The sequence below is a fragment of the Synechococcus sp. Cruz-7E5 genome (genome assembly GCF_024345995.1).
In the GTDB taxonomy this organism is placed as follows: Bacteria; Cyanobacteriota; Cyanobacteriia; order PCC-6307; family Cyanobiaceae; genus Regnicoccus_A.
Window position 1 is genome coordinate 78105 of sequence record NZ_JAGQCE010000007.1, and the last position, 16113, is coordinate 94217.

Annotated in this window: 13 protein-coding genes and 1 pseudogene; 7 read left to right on the top strand and 7 right to left on the bottom strand. The window is 65.9% G+C overall.

Going from position 1 to position 16113, the window contains the following annotated elements:
- Window positions 1-6: 6 nt before the first annotated feature.
- Genes KBY77_RS09725 through KBY77_RS09735 form a run of 3 tightly spaced genes read left to right on the top strand, consistent with a single transcriptional unit; the run spans window position 7 to window position 3197 of the window.
- The gene (locus KBY77_RS09725) at window positions 7-1458 is read left to right on the top strand and encodes a phosphatidylserine/phosphatidylglycerophosphate/cardiolipin synthase family protein (RefSeq protein WP_255103853.1); all 1452 of its coding nucleotides are present in this window, start codon (window positions 7-9) and stop codon (window positions 1456-1458) included.
- A complete protein-coding gene (locus tag KBY77_RS09730; RefSeq protein WP_255103736.1) occupies window positions 1455-2672 on the top strand; it encodes an FAD-dependent oxidoreductase in 1218 nt (405 codons plus the stop codon). Before KBY77_RS09725 ends, KBY77_RS09730 begins: the two co-directional genes overlap by 4 nt.
- 39 nt (window positions 2673-2711) lie before the next feature.
- The gene (locus KBY77_RS09735; RefSeq protein WP_255103738.1) at window positions 2712-3197 is read left to right on the top strand and encodes a hypothetical protein; all 486 of its coding nucleotides are present in this window, start codon (window positions 2712-2714) and stop codon (window positions 3195-3197) included.
- 32 nt (window positions 3198-3229) lie between these two features.
- On the opposite strand, the gene KBY77_RS09740 is transcribed toward KBY77_RS09735, so the two are convergent.
- Window positions 3230-3604, bottom strand: coding sequence for a hypothetical protein (locus KBY77_RS09740; protein ID WP_255103739.1), 375 nt, complete (start codon window positions 3602-3604; stop codon window positions 3230-3232).
- A 142-nt stretch (window positions 3605-3746) separates the two neighbouring features.
- Here KBY77_RS09740 and KBY77_RS09745 point away from each other — a divergent pair, with 142 nt between their 5' ends.
- On the top strand, window positions 3747-5402 hold the full coding sequence (locus tag KBY77_RS09745) for an alpha-D-glucose phosphate-specific phosphoglucomutase (protein ID WP_255103855.1): 1656 nt from the start codon (window positions 3747-3749) through the stop codon (window positions 5400-5402).
- Between the two features lie 15 nt (window positions 5403-5417).
- Here KBY77_RS09745 and KBY77_RS09750 read toward each other — a convergent pair whose 3' ends face one another.
- The 6 genes from KBY77_RS09750 to KBY77_RS09775 all read right to left on the bottom strand — a co-directional run bounded on the left by KBY77_RS09750 (window position 5418) and on the right by KBY77_RS09775 (window position 14898).
- Entirely contained in the window at window positions 5418-5708 is a 291-nt protein-coding gene (locus tag KBY77_RS09750; RefSeq protein ID WP_255103743.1) for a hypothetical protein, read from the bottom strand.
- 1 nt (window position 5709) lies between these two features.
- A complete protein-coding gene (locus tag KBY77_RS09755) occupies window positions 5710-8985 on the bottom strand; it encodes an efflux RND transporter permease subunit (RefSeq protein WP_255103745.1) in 3276 nt (1091 codons plus the stop codon).
- Window positions 8982-10103 carry an efflux RND transporter periplasmic adaptor subunit gene (locus KBY77_RS09760; protein WP_255103748.1) on the bottom strand — a complete coding sequence of 374 codons (1122 nt, stop codon included), beginning with the start codon at window positions 10101-10103 and terminating at the stop codon, window positions 8982-8984. Before KBY77_RS09760 ends, KBY77_RS09755 begins: the two co-directional genes overlap by 4 nt.
- A gap of 96 nt (window positions 10104-10199) precedes the next feature.
- Complete coding sequence (locus KBY77_RS09765; protein ID WP_255103750.1) at window positions 10200-10481, bottom strand: hypothetical protein; 282 nt, start codon at window positions 10479-10481, stop codon at window positions 10200-10202.
- Window positions 10481-13795, bottom strand: coding sequence for an efflux RND transporter permease subunit (locus KBY77_RS09770; RefSeq protein WP_255103752.1), 3315 nt, complete (start codon window positions 13793-13795; stop codon window positions 10481-10483). Before KBY77_RS09770 ends, KBY77_RS09765 begins: the two co-directional genes overlap by 1 nt.
- Window positions 13796-13806: 11 nt before the next feature.
- Window positions 13807-14898, bottom strand: coding sequence for an efflux RND transporter periplasmic adaptor subunit (locus tag KBY77_RS09775; RefSeq protein ID WP_255103754.1), 1092 nt, complete (start codon window positions 14896-14898; stop codon window positions 13807-13809).
- 98 nt (window positions 14899-14996) lie between these two features.
- Between KBY77_RS09775 and KBY77_RS16785 the strand changes: the two are divergent.
- The 3 genes and pseudogenes from KBY77_RS16785 to KBY77_RS09785 all read left to right on the top strand — a co-directional run.
- Window positions 14997-15187, top strand: a pseudogene (locus KBY77_RS16785) (hypothetical protein); the annotation flags it as partial.
- A 35-nt stretch (window positions 15188-15222) separates the two neighbouring features.
- Window positions 15223-15543, top strand: a complete 321-nt coding sequence (locus KBY77_RS09780; protein ID WP_255103756.1) for a hypothetical protein — start codon at window positions 15223-15225, stop codon at window positions 15541-15543.
- Window positions 15516-16022: an inorganic phosphate transporter gene (locus KBY77_RS09785; RefSeq protein WP_255103759.1), complete on the top strand. Its 507-nt coding sequence runs from the start codon at window positions 15516-15518 to the stop codon at window positions 16020-16022. The genes KBY77_RS09780 and KBY77_RS09785 overlap by 28 nt, the downstream gene beginning before the upstream one ends.
- Window positions 16023-16113 lie beyond the last annotated feature (91 nt).

Here is a 16113-nt window from a genome sequence, read left to right on the forward strand (position 1 = left end):
AGCCCCTTGTCAGACGTCCAACCCGCCAACCAGGCCCGGGCGGTCGCCCTGATCTCCTGCCTTTCCGCGCTCGGTCTTGGCGGTTGCTCAGCCACCGCCCGCATCCTGGGCTCACCCCCGGCAGATCTGCCCTTGCCGGCGGGGGTGGAGGTGACCTTCAACCATCGCGCCGACCGCCACTACCGCAGTCCGATCAGCGGCGAGCGCCGCAGCGGCGACAACCTCGAGCAGTTCCTGCTCGAGACGATCGAGCGGGCCGAGAGCGAAATCCTGGTGGCCGTGCAGGAACTCTCCCTGCCCAGAGTTGCCGAAGCCTTGGTGGAACGCAAACGCCAGGGGTTGCGCGTACTCGTGATCCTTGAGAACACCTACAGCACTCCCTTCAGTGAGCAGCTGCCAGCGGGACTGAGTTCTCACCAGCTCGGGCGCCACCGCCACCTGATGGCCCTGGCCGACACCGACCGCGACGGACACCTGAGCGCCAGCGAGCGCGACCGGGGCGATGCCGTCCGCATCCTGCAACGGGGCGGCATTCCCATGATCGACGACACCGCCGACGGCAGTGCGGGCAGCGGTCTGATGCACCACAAATTCATGGTGGTGGACCAGCGTTGGGTGGTGACAGGCTCCACCAATTTCACCCCCTCCTGCGTCCACGGCGATCCCGACGACCGCCGCACCCGGGGCAACGTCAACCACCTGCTGCGCTTCGACAGCCGGGAACTCGCTGGGCTGTTCAACAAGGAATTCAACCGGATGTGGGGGGATGGCCCCGGCGGCCTTCCTGACAGCAGGTTCGGCATCGCCAAGGAGGGAGGGCCGGTGCAGACGGTGATGGTGGGGCCCACCCGGGTCGAGGTGCTCTTCGCTCCCCACCGCCGCAAGGATCCCAACCATGGCCTTCTGCTGCTCGATCAGCGCCTGGTCCGGGCCGAGCGACAGCTCGATCTGAACCTGTTCGTGTTTTCAGCCCAGGGACTGGCCAACCGCCTCGCCGAACTGCGGCAGCGGGGGGTGGCGATCCGGCTGCTGGCTGATCCCGGCTTCGCCAACCGCAGCTTTTCAGAGGTGCTCGATCTGCTGGGGGTCTCGATGCCGGATCGCTTCTGCAAACTGGAACAGGGCAACAGCCCCTGGCAGCAACCGATCACCGGAGTGGGTACGCCACGCCTGGCCCGCGGCGACAAGCTGCACCACAAATTCGCCGTGGTGGATCGAAAGACGGTGATCACCGGTTCGTTCAACTGGAGTCCATCCGCCGCCCACGGCAACGATGAAACCCTGATGATCCTGGAGTCGCCCCAGCTGGCGGCCCACTTCATCCGTGAGCAGGACCGGATGTGGCAGGGGGCGGAGCTGGGAATCACATCCCGGCTGCGGCGCAAGCTGGAGCGGATCCGCCAGACCTGCGGCCAAGGCACACCGCGGCCCCTGGCCGCCACAGCGCAGCAGCCATGACCACAGCCCCAGACTCCCAGCCCGTCGTGATCGTGGGGGCTGGCCCCGCGGGAACGTCGCTGGCGATGCTGCTGGCTGAGCGGGGGGTGAAGGTGACCCTGGTGGAAGCAGCGCGGGATTTCCAACGCCAGTTCCGTGGCGAGGGGCTGATGCCATCGGGCCTGGCGGCTCTGGAGGCCATGGGTTGCGGCCCCGTACTGGCCCGCCTGCCCCAGCGTTCCCTGAGCGCCTGGTCGTTCCATCTGCACGGCCGGGAGCTGTTCAGGGTCGAGGAACCGCTGGAGAGCCATCGACCCTGCACGTTGATCTCCCAGCCGGCGCTGCTGGAGGCCCTGCTGGAGCGTGCCAGCCGGGCCAGCGGCTTCCAATGGAGCCAGGGGCTTTCGGTGGTGGATCTGATCGAGGCCGAGGGCCGCGTCGCCGGGGTCGTGCTCAGTGATGGAAGCCGGCTTGCGGCATCCCTGGTGGTAGCCAGCGACGGCCGCTCCTCGCTGGTACGGCAGCGCTCGGGCCTGAAGCTCGAGCGCCAGAGCAGCCCCATCGACCTGCTCTGGTTCCGCCTTCCCAGCCACCCCCGCTTCGAGAGCGACAACGCCTTCACCATGCTGCTGGGTGAAGACGGAGCTGCCTGCAGCCTTTTCCATGGCGCCCTGCCTGGGGAGCTGCAGCTGGGATGGGTGCTCAGCCCAGGTGAGCGGATCGAGCGCAGCCCCCAGGCCTGGGGCGAAGCTTTTGCGGCCATGGCCCCCGACTGGCTGGCCGATCACCTGCGCCAGGTGGCCCCAGCGATCAGCGCACCGCTGAAGCTCTCGGTTCAGGTGGGCTGCTGCCGCCGCTGGCACCGCCCAGGCCTGCTGCTGCTGGGCGATGCCGCCCACCCGATGAGTCCGATCCGGGCACAGGGGATCAACATGGCCCTGCGCGACGCGGTCGTGGCCGCCAACCAGCTCCTCGCTCCCCTGATGGCGGGCGATACCGCAGCCATCGATGCCAGCCTGGAGCAGATCCAGGCTGAGCGCTTGCCGGAGATCCAGCGAGCCCAGACCCTGCAGCAGCAAGAGGCCCGCCAGGCCCAGCTGCTGCGTCGATCGCCCCTGCTGCGCCGTGCTCTGGTGCAGCTGGCTCCATGGCTGGGGGAGCGAATCGGACACTTCTGGCGGCAGCGCCAGATTCCCCTGCGGCAAGGCCTGGCCACGGTTCAGCTCACGGTGTGAGCCGCCGCCATGATGAGACGTAGTTGCTGCCGTGCATCGATGGCCCGATCAAGCCTTGCCGCCACGCTGTTGAGCGCCGTGATGCTCGCTGCGCCCAGCCTCGGCTGGAGTCCGGCCGAGGCCAACGACAGCCTTGCCATCTACCCGAGCAGTGAGACCCTGCGCCGGGTGCAACTGGCCGCCCTCGACTGCGGCAGGGAGAACAGTGCCGCCACCTGTGATCGGGCCCGCAAGCTGGCGGATCCACTGATGGATCACCCCCTTCTCTCGGGCTTCTGCAAGGACGCCCTCTGGGGAGTGGTGCAGATCGCCGTGACAGACCCCAGCAACAGCCTCACCCGGCGGGACGGCATCGATGCCGCTGCGGACCGGGTGGTCAGCAGCTGCCGGCCGGTGAGCAAGCCCGTGGCCAAGGACGGGTCCGGCCCAGGTGGGCCTGGATCCGCAGCCAGCGGTGCGCCAGGGGGCTCGGGTGGCGCTCGACCATCCGGCTCTGGCTTCGGATTTGGATCAGGCGGCCGCTGAGTGGCGGTGCAAGCCCGGTGGCCGGTCAGAGTTCAGGGGGTTATGGCCACTGGCGTATCCGAGAGCTTCAGCAACTCCTGAGAGGTGCGTTCCATGAAATCCATCGACCAGCCGGTGGTCACCGCCGCCTGATTGGCCAACTGACAGATGGGGGAGCGATCGCCCACAGCCTCACAACTGGAGGAGAGGCTGAGCAGGGCATTGGTGAGCTTGCCGGTGAGGCAGCTTGAGGTACCCGATTTCTCGAGAACGGCCGTGGCCGCATCCCGGGTCACGCTGATTGCCTGGGCCATCGGCTTGGCGGGAGCAGCGCCCATCACTCCGGCCTGGGCGGGAGCAATGCTGAGGGCCACCAGGGACAGCAGCAGCCCCTGGAACCTGCTCGACCGAGACGAGGGGAAAACCATCGGCGTGGAGATCATGCAATGAGCGCAAGCTAGCCAGTGGGCAGTGACCTGGCAGGTGGGGCCTGGGTCCAGGGCTAGCCTGGCTATTCCCAGGTTGGCACCAATGACCAGCAGCGCCTCCTCCGATGTTCCGGCCGCTGCCATGGCCACCTCTTCTCCATCACCAGCGGTTCGTCAGGTGCTTCTGAGCGCCCCCTTCAGCGACCAGAAACCCGGCACTTCCGGCCTGCGCAAGAGCAGCCGACAGTTCGAGCAGCCCCACTACCTGGAGAGCTTCGTGGAGGCGGTGCTCCGGGTGGTGCCCGGAGTGGCGGGGGGCACGCTGATCCTTGGCGGCGACGGCCGCTACGGCAATCGCCGCGCCATCGATGTGATCACACGCATGGCCGCCGCCCATGGGGTAGCCCGACTGATCACCACGACCGGCGGGATCCTCTCCACCCCCGCCGCCTCGAACCTGATCCGCAAGCACCAGGCCATCGGCGCCATCATCCTCTCGGCCAGCCACAACCCCGGCGGCCCCGAGGGCGATTTCGGCGTCAAGGTGAACGGCGCCAATGGCGGGCCGGCCCCTGAATCGATCACCGATGCCATCTACAGCGCCACCACCCAGCTGGAGGGCTACCGGATCATCGACGGCGAGACGCCATCCCTGGAAGCGCCGGGGACCTACGCCCTGGGCGGGCTGCGCATCGAGGTGATCGACGGAGTCGACGACTACGTGTCACTGCTGCAGGGCCTGTTCGATTTCGACGCGATCAGCCAGATGCTGCGGGGCGACTTCCCGATCGCCTTCGATGCCATGCATGCCGTCACCGGTCCCTACGCCAGCCGCCTGCTGGAGGGGCTGCTGGGGGCACCGGCCGGCACGGTGCGCAACGGCATTCCCCTGGAGGATTTCGGCGGGGGCCACCCCGACCCCAACCTCACCTATGCCCATGAGCTGGCCGAGCTGCTGATGGGCTCAGACGCCTTCCGCTTCGGGGCCGCCTGCGACGGCGACGGGGACCGCAACATGATCCTGGGCCAGCGCTGCTTCGTGAACCCCAGCGACAGCCTGGCGGTGCTCACCGCCAATGCCACCCTGGCCCCCGGCTACGCCGGCGGGCTCGCTGGAGTGGCCCGCTCGATGCCCACCAGCGCCGCGGTGGATGTGGTGGCCAGGGAGCTGGCCATTCCCTGTTTCGAAACGCCCACGGGCTGGAAGTTCTTCGGCAACCTGCTTGATGCCGGCCGGATCACCCTCTGCGGTGAGGAAAGCTTCGGCACCGGCAGTGACCACATCCGCGAGAAAGATGGTCTCTGGGCGGTGCTGTTCTGGCTGCAGATCCTGGCCAAACGCCGCTGCTCGGTGGCCGAGGTGATGACCAGCCACTGGAGCCGCTACGGCCGCCACTACTATTCCCGCCACGACTACGAAGCGATCGCCAGCGACAGGGCCCATGGCCTCTACGACCGCCTGAAGGGGCTGCTGCCTGCCCTGGTGGGCACAGGCTTTGCCGGCCGCAGCATCGCCACCGCCGACGACTTCAGCTACGTCGACCCGGTGGACGGCTCCCTCACCAGCGGCCAGGGCCTGCGCCTGCTGCTCGACGACGGCAGCCGGGTGGTTTTCCGCCTCTCCGGCACGGGCACCCAGGGGGCCACCCTGCGCCTCTACCTGGAGAGTTACGTGGGGTCCGGCGGCAACCTGGATCAGGATCCCCAGCAGGCCCTCGCCGATCTGATCACAGCCGCCGACCAACTGGCCGAGATCCGCAGCCGCACCGGCATGGAGCGGCCCACCGTGATCACTTGAGCTGTCGCCCCTGCCTCAGTCGCTCCGCTCATCAAGAGGGGCACCGGGCTCGCCGCGGCGGGTGAGGCTGATCTGACGCAGGCTCTCGCCCCAGACGCCGCAAAACGCTGCCATCCCCGCCACCGCCACCCAGAAGCGAGGATGAATCGGTGGCAGCAATTCACCGGGCGTTCGCGACACCCGGTGGGCCAAAGTCAGCAGCACCAATGCTGCAGCCAGATTGATCACCCCCGCCAGCACGATGCGACGGCGGTCGACCCGCAACTGGCGCCTCGGTTGATAGTCGGCGGGCCTGGGGAGGGGCATCTCAGCTGGACGGACCCGCCGGCAGCACCGGTTCGGTCTCCTGACTGGCGGGGAACCAGGCCGCCTCAGCCTGCTTCATCAGCACATAGAACGAGGGCACCACGAACAGACTCAGCCCGGTGGCCACCAGCAGCCCTCCGAAGATCACCGCCCCGAGGGACTGCTGACTGAGCGCGCCGGCACCGCTGGCCACCAGCAGGGGGAAGAAACCTGCCAGGGCCGCCATCGCCGTCATCAGGATCGGCCGCAGACGGGAGCAGGCTGCCGCCATCGCCGCTTCGGTGGCGGTCATTCCCTGCTCCATGCGCTGGTTGGCCAGATCCACGATCAGGATGCCGTTCTTGGCCGCAAGGCCGATCAGGGTCACCAGGCCCACCTGGGCATACACGTTGTTCACCTGACCGCGCAACACCAGGAACATCAGCGCCCCAAGCATCGCCAGGGGCACCGTCATCAGAATGATCAGGGGATCGATGTAGCTGCCGTACTGGGCGGAGAGCACCAGATACACCACCACGATCCCGAGCGCAAACACCAGGATGGCCAGGGCGCCGGCCTGAACCTCCGAGCGGGTCAGGGCCGACCAGGCGGAGCCGATGTTGGCGAAATTGAAGCGACGGAACACCGCGGCGATGGTGTCGATCGCCTGGCCGCTGCTCTTGCCGGCAGCTTCCACCCCCTGGATCAGCACGGAGCGGTATAGGTCGAAGTGGCTGATGATCGGCGGAGCGCTGTCCAGGCGGGCCTTCACCACATTGGAGAGCGGCACCAGCGCGCCGGCGCGGTTACTGATGTTGAGATTGTTCAGGTCCTGGATCATGCCGCGATGGCTGGCATCGGCCTGCACAACCACCTGGCGGTACTGCTGCTGCTCGTAGGTCTGATTCACGAAGCTGCCGCCGGTGAGGGTACCCAGAGCCTCCATCGCGGCGCTGTAATCGATGTCGAGCGAGGCCATCCGGTCGCGGTCCACATCCAGTCGCCAGACCGGGGCATCACTCACGAACTGGGTGTAGAGGTTGCCGAAGATGCCGGTGCTCCGGGCTTTGGAGATCAGCTCCCGCGCCAGGCCGGACAGTTCAGTGGGGCTGTAGCCGCCATTGCTGAGGTCGTTGAACTGGAAGGAAAGCCCCCCCTGGGCGCCGAAGCCCGGCACGGCGGCTGGTGCCTGGGCCAGCACGATCGCACCGGGGATCGTGGCGAAGGCCTTGTTCATCCGCTTGATGATCGCGTCGGCGGACTGCTCGGGCCTGGTGCGCTCCTCGATCGGCTTGAGGCCGAAAAAGAAGAGGCCCTGATTGAGCGAGCCGCCGTTGAAGCCGGCTCCACCCACCAGCTCCCCAGACACCACATCGGTTTCCTTGGCAATGACCTTTCGGGCCTGATCCGCCACCTCCATGGTGGCCTCGATCGAAGCCTGCGCCGGCAACTGAATGATTCCCAGCCCATAGCCCTGGTCTTCAGTGGGCACGAAGCCGGTAGGAATGAGCACGAAGGCCGCACCGGTGAGCAGAACCCCTCCCAGCAGCGCCACCAGCACCAGTCGCCTGAGGCGAATCACCTGTTGGAGCAGGGCGGCATAGCCGCGGGCCACCTGCTCGAAGGCCTTGTTGAACGCCGTGAAGATGGGCATCAGGAAGCTGCCCACCACCGCACCCAGCACCCCGAGCAGCAGGGCCAGTACCCAGCCACCGGCCAGGGTGCCGTAAAGGGCGCCGAACGCCCCGCCGATTGCGGTCCAGCGCCAGCCCCTGGGCTCGGTCTTGCCGCCCCCCAGCAGCAGCGCCGATTGCAACGGCTTGCCGGTGATGGCGTTGAACGTGGAAACGATGATCGAAAACACGATCGTGAGCGCGAACTGGCGGTAGATCACCCCAGTTGCTCCCGGGAAGAAGGCCACCGGCACGAAAACAGCCAGCAGCACCAGCGCCGTGGCCAGGATCGCCCCGGTGAGCTCCTTCATGGCATTGGAGGCGGCCACAAAAGGCGGATCACCCGCTTCGATCCGCGCAGAAACGGCCTCGACCACAACGATCGCGTCGTCCACCACCAGGCCCGTGGCCAGGATGATTCCGAGCAATGTGAGCTCATTGATCGAGAAGCCGAAGGCCTTCACGAACACCATCGCTCCAAGCAACGCGATCGGCAGTGCCAGGGCAGGCACGGCCGTGGCCTTCCAGTCCTGCAGAAACAGGAAGATGATCAGCAGCACCAGCACCACGGCATCGCGCAGGGCATCGAGGGCCCCTTCGATCGACGCATTGATGAAGTCGGTCTGGTCGAACACCTTCTCGAGAACCACACCTGGCGGCAGGGTGTCACGGAACTGGCTGAGCACCTGATCGACCGCTTTAGCGGTGGTGATGGCGTTGCTTCCCGGCAGCTGGATCACGCCGAAGCCGACGGAGGGGTGGCCACTGATGGCGTTCACGGCCGCCTGATTGAAATTCTGAAACGCATACTCAGCCCGGCCCACATCCCCGAGGCGAATCAGCCCTCCATCGGATCCTTTCGCCAGAATGAGTTGCTCAAATTCCGCCACTGTTTCAAGATTACCATTAACCAGAATCGGGAATGTGCTGCGATTATTTGGCAGAGATGGCGGGCCACCGATGCTGCCAGCGATCACCACCACATTCTGCGACTTCAACGCGTTCACCACATCGGTGATGGAGAGGTTGAAGCGGGAGAGCCTCAGTGGATCCACCCAGAGCCTGAAGGCTGGATCACTTGCCCCGAAGATGTTCACCTGACCGACTCCATCGGCGCGGGTGAGCGGATAGAGCAAATTGAGCTGCACCAGTCCGTTCAGATAGTTGCGATCGAACTGTCCTTCGCTGGAGGTGACATTATAAACAAGCAGATAACTGCCTGATGTCTGTTGAACCGTCACACCCTGGGCATTCACCTGGGGAGGCAACTGGGGAGTGGCCGTCTGCACCCGGTTGAGCACATTTACCTGGTCGATATCAGGATTGGTGCCAGGCTTGAAATAGACATTGATCTGACTGCTGCCCTCACCGGTGCTGGTGGAGGTGATGTAGTCCATCCCCGGGGCACCGTTGATCTGCTCCTCGAGCGGGCCGGTCACGGCACTCTCCACCGTGAGTGCATCGGCGCCCGGCAGGCTGGCGTTCACCTGGATCGTGGGCGGGGCGATGTTGGGGAGATTCTCGATCGGCAGCAGAGGCAGGCTGATCACTCCCGCCAGCAGGATCAGCACACTGCACACCGTGCTGAGCACGGGGCGGCGGATGAATGTATCCGACAGGCTCATGGACGAGTCTGGGGAAGCGAGGCGCCGGTGGCCCTGCGTACCGCCAGGCCACTGCGCAGCTGGGCCAGGTTGCCGAGAATCACCGCATCGCTGGTCTGCAGTCCCGCTTCAACCGGGTAGACATCGGCCTGGAGCGTTCCCAGGGTCACGGGCACCTGCACGGCCACCAGGGAACCAGCCGGTGGCGGCGGCTCGATCTCCCGCCCCAGGCGCTGGCGGGCCTCCTGGGGGCTCAGGGCCAGGAAAACGAATGTCTTGCCGGCCTGTAGAAGCACCGCCTGGGCTGGGATGGCAAGGGAACTGGCCTGGTCGAACACCAGGGTGGCATTCACCCGCTGGTTGTTGCGCAGGGAGCCCTGCGCATTGGCGAAGGTGGCCTTGACCAGCAGGGTCTGGCGTTCCTTGTCGAGCGAGGGGGCGACGAAACTCACTGCACCCCTGGCCACCAGCTCGGAGCGCCCCGGCACCCGCAGCAGCACCGGCAGACCCTGGCGCACCCGGTAGGCGTCTTCGCCGGCCACATCCAGGCGCACCCACAGGATCGAGTTGTCGATCACGCTGGTGACCACACCGCCAGCGCGCACCACGTCGCCGAGCTTGGCGTTGATGCTGCCAACCTCACCGGGAATCGGCGCCAGCACGTTCTTGTAACCAAGGGTGGCCTGGCTGGAGCGCAGCTGGTCGCGGCTCTGCAGGGCCTGGGTGATGTAGAAATCGCGTTCCTTCGTGGAGACCGCTCCCTGATCATTCAGGAAGATGTAGCGCTCGGCGTTGAGGACATCCTTGCGCGCTTCCGAAGCCGCAGCATCCGTGGAAGCCTGCTGCTGCACCTGATCGAGCCGAAACAACAGTTGACCACGCTTGACGCGCTGACCTTCCTGCATCGGCATCGCCACGATGCGCCCGTCGATTTCGGCAGCGAGCTTCACATCGCGGATGGCCTCGAGGGTGCTCTGATAATCAGCCGAATCAAGGAACGGCAGAGACCGGGGACTGACGAGCCGTACCTCGGGGGGAAGGGCGGCAGTCGGATGCGGGCGACCGCATCCGACTATGGGTAGCAGAATCGCCACGGCTGCGATGGCGACGGGGTTGGCTGGCAACCGCAAAGAACCCATCCAATGTTGCCAACCATAACGGCCATGCCATGAATGGCCACCAAGAGGATGGCCCACTGCATCGACAGGCTTCCATCTGCGGGTGATGGCCACCCGTCAGGGTCGATCGCGCTCAGATCCGCCCCGTAGCGTGCGCGGGTGGTAGGCCGGATCCGGGTTGGTGGCCTGCAACTGGCGCACCGTCTCAAGGGTGAGGCCTGCAAAGGCCCCGAAGGCGCAGAAGATACTGAAGAAGATAGCAAACGTGCGCGGACTAACCTCCACCGGCGTGTGGGTCACCACCACATGCAGCATCAGTGCCACGGCAGCCCCCAGACCGCTGCCGATCACCCCGGCCAGCAGGATCCGGCTCCCCCGCAGTGGGGCCTGGGGGGCCATCAGGGGGAAGCCCCCTCGCCCTCAATCAGGACTCCCTCCCCATCCCCCGGCAGTGGAGGCGTGGGAGGCGGCACCAGCTGCTTCACCACCACATAGAACACCGGCACCACCAGCAGCGACAGCACCGTGGCCACCAATAAGCCACCGAACACCACTGTACCCAGGGAGGACTGGCCACGGGCACCAGCCCCACTCGCAAACACCAGCGGCAAGAAGCCGAACAACGATGAGACGGCGGTCATAATGATTGGCCGCAGGCGGGAACGTGCCGCGTCCCGGGCCGCATCCAGGGCGCTGGCGCCGGCGGCCATGCGCTGGTTGGCGAGATCCACGATCAGGATTCCATTCTTCGCCGCCAGGCCGATCAGCATCACAAGCCCCACCTGGGCGTAGATGTTGAGCTCGTAGCCGCGTGCGCCCAGGAAGATCAGCGCCCCGAGCATGGCGGTGGGCACCGTCATCAGGATGATCAGGGGATCGCTGTAGCTCTCGTACTGGGCTGCCAGCACCAGATACACCACCATGATGCCGAGGGCGAAAATCACCACCGCCAGGGCCCCGGCACTCACCTCCTCCCGAGCGATGCCGGTCCAGTCGTAGCCGATGCCGGGCACATCCAGGCCCTTGAACAGCCCCAGGATGCCCTTGATCGCCTGGCCCGAACTGCGCCCCTGCGCCGCGGAGCCCTCCACCCGGATGGCGCGGAAGAGATTGAAGCGGGGAATGATCGAGGGGCCGGTGATGGGCTCCACCGTGATCACCTCCGCCAGCGGCACCGACTCACCCTTCGCATTGGTCACGAAGATGGCCTGGAGCCGCTCTGGGGTGGCACGGAAGGGGGCGTCCGCCTGCACAAACACCCGCCGCACCCGGCCCTCCTGGAAGGTGTCGTTCACATAGACCCCACCGAAGTAGAAGCTGAAGGTGCGCATCGCCTGGCCGTAGTCGAGGCCCAGGGTGGCGAGCCTGTCCCGGTCCACCGTGACGGCCAGTTGGGGTGACTCAGCGCTGAACTGGGTGAACACACGGCTGAACAGGGGCCGTCCGTCCGGCTGTGCCTGGTTGGCCTTGCCGATCAGCTGGCCAGCCACCCCGGCGAACTGGGGCAGGTTGAGGGCCCCACCGCTCTGGTCCAGAAGCTGGAACTCGAAACCGCCGGAGGCGCCATAGCCGGGGATCGAGGGGGGCTCCACCACGAACACCCGGGCGCCGTCGATCACCGAGAGCTTGCGGTTCAAGCGCTCCACGATCGCGTTCACCGACTGGTCCGCATCGCCGCGGTCGTCCCAGTTCTTGGTGCCGAAGAAGAAGAGGCCCCGGTTGGGGGCGTTGCCATCGAGGCTGGCGCCGCTGAAGATCGCCGCCGAGGTGATGTCCTTTTCAGTCCGCAGGATTTCAGCAACCTGGGCATTGACGCGGCTGGTCTTCTGCACCGAGGTGCCGTCGGGAGCTTGCACGAAGCCGATGGCGTAGCCCTGATCCTCCACCGGCACGAAGCCCGAAGGGATGGCGTTGAAGGCGACGCCGGTGAGCACCACACCCCCCACCAACAGGGCCATCACCAGCTTGCGACGCCCCAGAACCCAGGCCAGAGCACCGTCGTAGCGCCGCTCGAACCCGGCATAGAAGCGGTTGAACCCCCTGAAGATCGGCGGGGTGAACCAGCCCAGGGCCAGGCCCAGCAAGCCGAACAGCGCCAATGGGATGGGGTTCGCAAAGCCACCGCTGAGCAGCAACCCGTAGATGGCGCCGATCACCGCACCGGCGATGGCATAGGTGCGTCGGCCGGGGGGTGGGCTCTCCCTGGCCAGCAGGAGGGCCGAGAGCATCGGCGAAAACGTAAGCGCGTTGAAGGTGGAGATCGTCACCGCAAAGAGGATCGTGGCGGCGAACTGCTTGTAGATCGTGCCCGTGGCGCCAGGGAAGAACAGCACCGGCAGGAACACCGCGAACAACACCAGGGAGGTGGCGATCACCGCTCCGAACAGCTCGTTCATGGTGGCCATGGCGGCCGCCACGGCCGAGAGGCCCTCCTTCTTTTTCGTTGAGGTGTCCTCGATCACGGTGATGGCGTCATCCACCACCAGGCCGGCGGCCAGCACCAACCCGAACAAGGTGAGCTGATTGAGAGAAAAGCCGAATGCCAACACGAAGGCGAAGGTGCCCACCAGGGCCACCGGAATGGCGATCCCCGGCACCATGGTTGCCTTCCAGTCCTGCAGGAACAGGAACAGGATCAGCACTACAAGCAGCACGGCATCCCGAAGGGCGCCGGTCACCCCCTCGATCGAGGCGTTGATGAAGTCGGTGTTGTCGTAGATGATCTCCTTTCGAATCCCCGGCGGCAGGGTGGCCACGAAGGTTTCGATCACCTCCTTCACGCCATTGGACACCTCCAGGGCGTTGCTGCCGGTGAGCTGATACACCGCCAGGCCCACCGACGGCACCCCGCGCAGGTCAGTGGCCCCCACATCGAAGCTTTCACCGCCCAGTTCGACCCGGCCCACGTCGCTCAGACGGATCAGGCCCCCATCTGGGGTGGTGCGCAGGATCATGCGCCCGAATTCCTCGTTGGTGCGCAGCCGTCCCTGCAGCTGCACGGTGAAGGTGAACTGCTGGCCATCGGGTGCCGGCGCCCCACCCACCCGGCCGGCTGGCACCAGGCGGTTCTGGGAGCTGAGGGCCGTCACCACGTCGGCGGAGGTGAGATTGTTGGCGGCCAGCCGGTCGGGGTCAAGCCAGAGGCGGATCGCCAGTTGGCGGTTGCCGAAATAGGCGATGCTGCCCACTCCCCGCACCCGGCGGAGGGCATCGGTAAGCCCTTGATCGAGCAGGCCGCTGATCGTCTCGATGCTGAAAGTGTTGGCAGGGTCTTCGCTGACGAAGTTGGCCACCAGCAGGATCGAGTTGGAGGCCTGGTTGACCACCACCCCCGACTGGCGCACTTCTTCGGGCAGTTGGGGCTGGGCCAGGGCCACCCGGTTCTGAACGTTGACCTGGTTGATGTCGCCGTCGGTACCGCTAGCGAAGGACACCGTGATCGCGCTGGTGCCGTCGGCGGAACTGTTGGAGCTGATGAACTCCATGTTCTGGACGCCGTTGATCTGCTGCTCCAGCACGGCGGTGACCCCCTGCTCGACGCTGAGGGCATCGGCGCCGTTGTAGCGGGAGGTGACCTGCACGGTGGGCGGGGCGATGTCCGGCAGGTTCTCGACCGGCAGCAACGGAATTGCGATCAGCCCGGCAAACACGATCAGCAGGCTGCACACCACGGTGAGCACCGGCCGAACGATGAAGTTGTTAGAAGGTGACATCTGGCGATTCCCTAGTTCGCCGTCACGGGGGTGCCGTGACGCAGGGTGAGCAGATTGGTCGTGATCACCCGTTCACCGGGTGTCACACCGCGAAGGACCGCATAGCGGTTGTTCTGCAGGGGTCCGAGTTGCACCGGGCGCTGCAGTGCGAAGCTGCTCCCCGGCGGCAACTGGCGCAACTGATCCAGGGAGGCCTTGCCCGGATTCTTCTCCAGATCCTGCAGGGTGCCGAGGGCGAACACGAAGCTCTGGCCAGCCGTCTGGGTGACGGCGGCGAAGGGAACCGACGGCAGATCAGCCGCATCGAGCTGGACCCGGGTGCGTAAGCGCAGGCCGCTGCGAAGAGCGCCGGTGGGATTATCGAATTCGGCCTTCAACAGCAGGGCCTGGGTGCCGGCATTCACGACCGGATCCACGGAGCTGACCACGCCGCGGGCCAGCACCTTCGGGGACTGAGGCTCCTGCAGGGTGACCGGCAGGCCGGGCCGCACCCGGGCGGTCAGCACGCCGGGTACGTCGATGCGGGCGGTGAGGCGGTCATTGCGCACCACCTTGGTGAAGGGATCCCCGGCACTGATCACATCGCCCACCTTCACCTGCAGATCGCTGATCACCCCATCCGTGGGGGAGCGCAGGTCGCGGAAGGACAGATCGGCCTCCCTGGCCCGCAGGGCCTCCCGCGACTGAACGTACTGGGCGCGGAACTGATCGCGCTGCAGGGCACTGGCGGCCCCTTGGCGCACAAGGAACTCAAAGCGCTTGTAATTGAGCTCGTCCTTCTCCGCCTGCGCGCGCAGACTGGCCACATCGGCTCGTACCTGAACCTGATCGAGCACCATCAGCAGCTGACCCTGTCGCACCACATCGCCCTGACGCACCAGCAAGCGCTCGATGCGGCCGCCGGCCTGGGCCGCCAACTGCACCACGCTGAGAGCCTCTAGGGTGCTGATCGTGTCGACGTCGTCGCTGAAGCGGGCCAGGGCGACCGGTTCGGTCTTGACCTGAACCTGTCTGGGCGGCGGCTTGGGGGGATCGCCGCAGCTACTGAGACCAACCGCCAGCAGACCGATTGCGGCCGGGATCACCAGACAGGAACGCTTCACGCACGGTGACAAGAGTTGTCCGATTCTGCAGGCCCGTGCCTCCTGCTGCAGGTCCTGAGGGTTGATCCCAGGATTGTCCTCATCCCGCCACGCGCGTCTTGAGCGATCTGTTCAGCCATCAGGGGGAGATCAACCGCCAGGCGCTTGCCCCCCTGGCCGATCGTCTGCGCCCCGCAGCCTCGAGGAATTCGTGGGTCAGGAGGAGATTCTCGGCCCCAGGAGGCTGCTGCGGCGGGCGATCCACGCCGATCGGGCGGGCAACCTGATCCTGCACGACCTGCCCAGCGTCCGCGTTGCCTTTTGAACCGACACCACACCATCGCCATGACCAACTCCGTCCTTCCGCCGATCGCAGGCGATGAAGCCGGGATCCTCGCCCTGATGCAGCAGGCCGACCTCGTTTTTCTGCCGCGCATCAATCTCAACCTGGCGCAGATCCGCTCAGGCTTTGCGATCTTCGCGATGCTTCTCTACAAGATTCTGGTGGAGTGGATCCGCCTCACCCGGCCCAATCTGCTCTCATTTGATCGCAACACCCGCAGCGGCCTGCTCCTGGCGGGCATCTTCGGCTCCTACGCCATCGGCGCCAACGGCATCGGCAATGTGATGGGCTTTTCGTGGAGGCCTCGCCGTTTCGCGATCTGAGCCTGGGACGCTTCAGCGTCTCGTCGGTGGAGCAGTTGTTTCTGATCGGTGGGATTGCCGTGGCGGTGGGTGCCTACACCTATTTCCGCCGGGTGATGATGACCGTGGGCGACGGACTGATGCCCCTCTCGCCGCTGGCCGCTTTCGTGGTCGTGGTGTCCCATTCGCTGGTGCTTTTCATCTTCTCCTCCACCGCCCTCGAAAGCCTGCTGGCGGGCTGGGTTCTGCCCACGATTCCGCTGCTGCCGGTGTCTAGGACGCAGGCGGTGATCGGCTCGGTGCTGGGAATTGGTCAGCTGCAGGGCTTTAAGGGGGTGCACCAGATCCGCTGGGGCGTGCTTGTGGGGATCGCTTCGGGCTGGATAACCACGCCCCTGATCGCGGCGGTGATCGGTTTCGTGCTGCTACTCGTGGTGCAGAACGTGTTCGGCCAGGAGGTCTATTTTTCGGAGATTGCAGCAGTTACCTCCCCAGGCTGAGTGCCCAGCCTGGCTGGCCGTCCAACGGATCCCACAGCTGAGCTGACCGATCACTTGATTGCCCAGGCCGCCACGTTTTTCAATAATGTGG

Coding starts and splice junctions, on each gene's coding strand:
- KBY77_RS09780 (WP_255103756.1), top strand. CDS start 15,223: ATGACCAACTCCGTCCTTCCGCCGATCGCAGGCGATGAAGCCGGGATC.
- KBY77_RS09735 (WP_255103738.1), top strand. CDS start 2,712: ATGGCCCGATCAAGCCTTGCCGCCACGCTGTTGAGCGCCGTGATGCTC.
- KBY77_RS09765 (WP_255103750.1), bottom strand. CDS start 10,481: ATGGCCCCCCAGGCCCCACTGCGGGGGAGCCGGATCCTGCTGGCCGGG.
- KBY77_RS09730 (WP_255103736.1), top strand. CDS start 1,455: ATGACCACAGCCCCAGACTCCCAGCCCGTCGTGATCGTGGGGGCTGGC.
- KBY77_RS09740 (WP_255103739.1), bottom strand. CDS start 3,604: ATGGTTTTCCCCTCGTCTCGGTCGAGCAGGTTCCAGGGGCTGCTGCTG.
- KBY77_RS09745 (WP_255103855.1), top strand. CDS start 3,747: ATGGCCACCTCTTCTCCATCACCAGCGGTTCGTCAGGTGCTTCTGAGC.
- KBY77_RS09760 (WP_255103748.1), bottom strand. CDS start 10,103: ATGGGTTCTTTGCGGTTGCCAGCCAACCCCGTCGCCATCGCAGCCGTG.
- KBY77_RS09750 (WP_255103743.1), bottom strand. CDS start 5,708: ATGCCCCTCCCCAGGCCCGCCGACTATCAACCGAGGCGCCAGTTGCGG.
- KBY77_RS09755 (WP_255103745.1), bottom strand. CDS start 8,985: ATGAGCCTGTCGGATACATTCATCCGCCGCCCCGTGCTCAGCACGGTG.
- KBY77_RS09770 (WP_255103752.1), bottom strand. CDS start 13,795: ATGTCACCTTCTAACAACTTCATCGTTCGGCCGGTGCTCACCGTGGTG.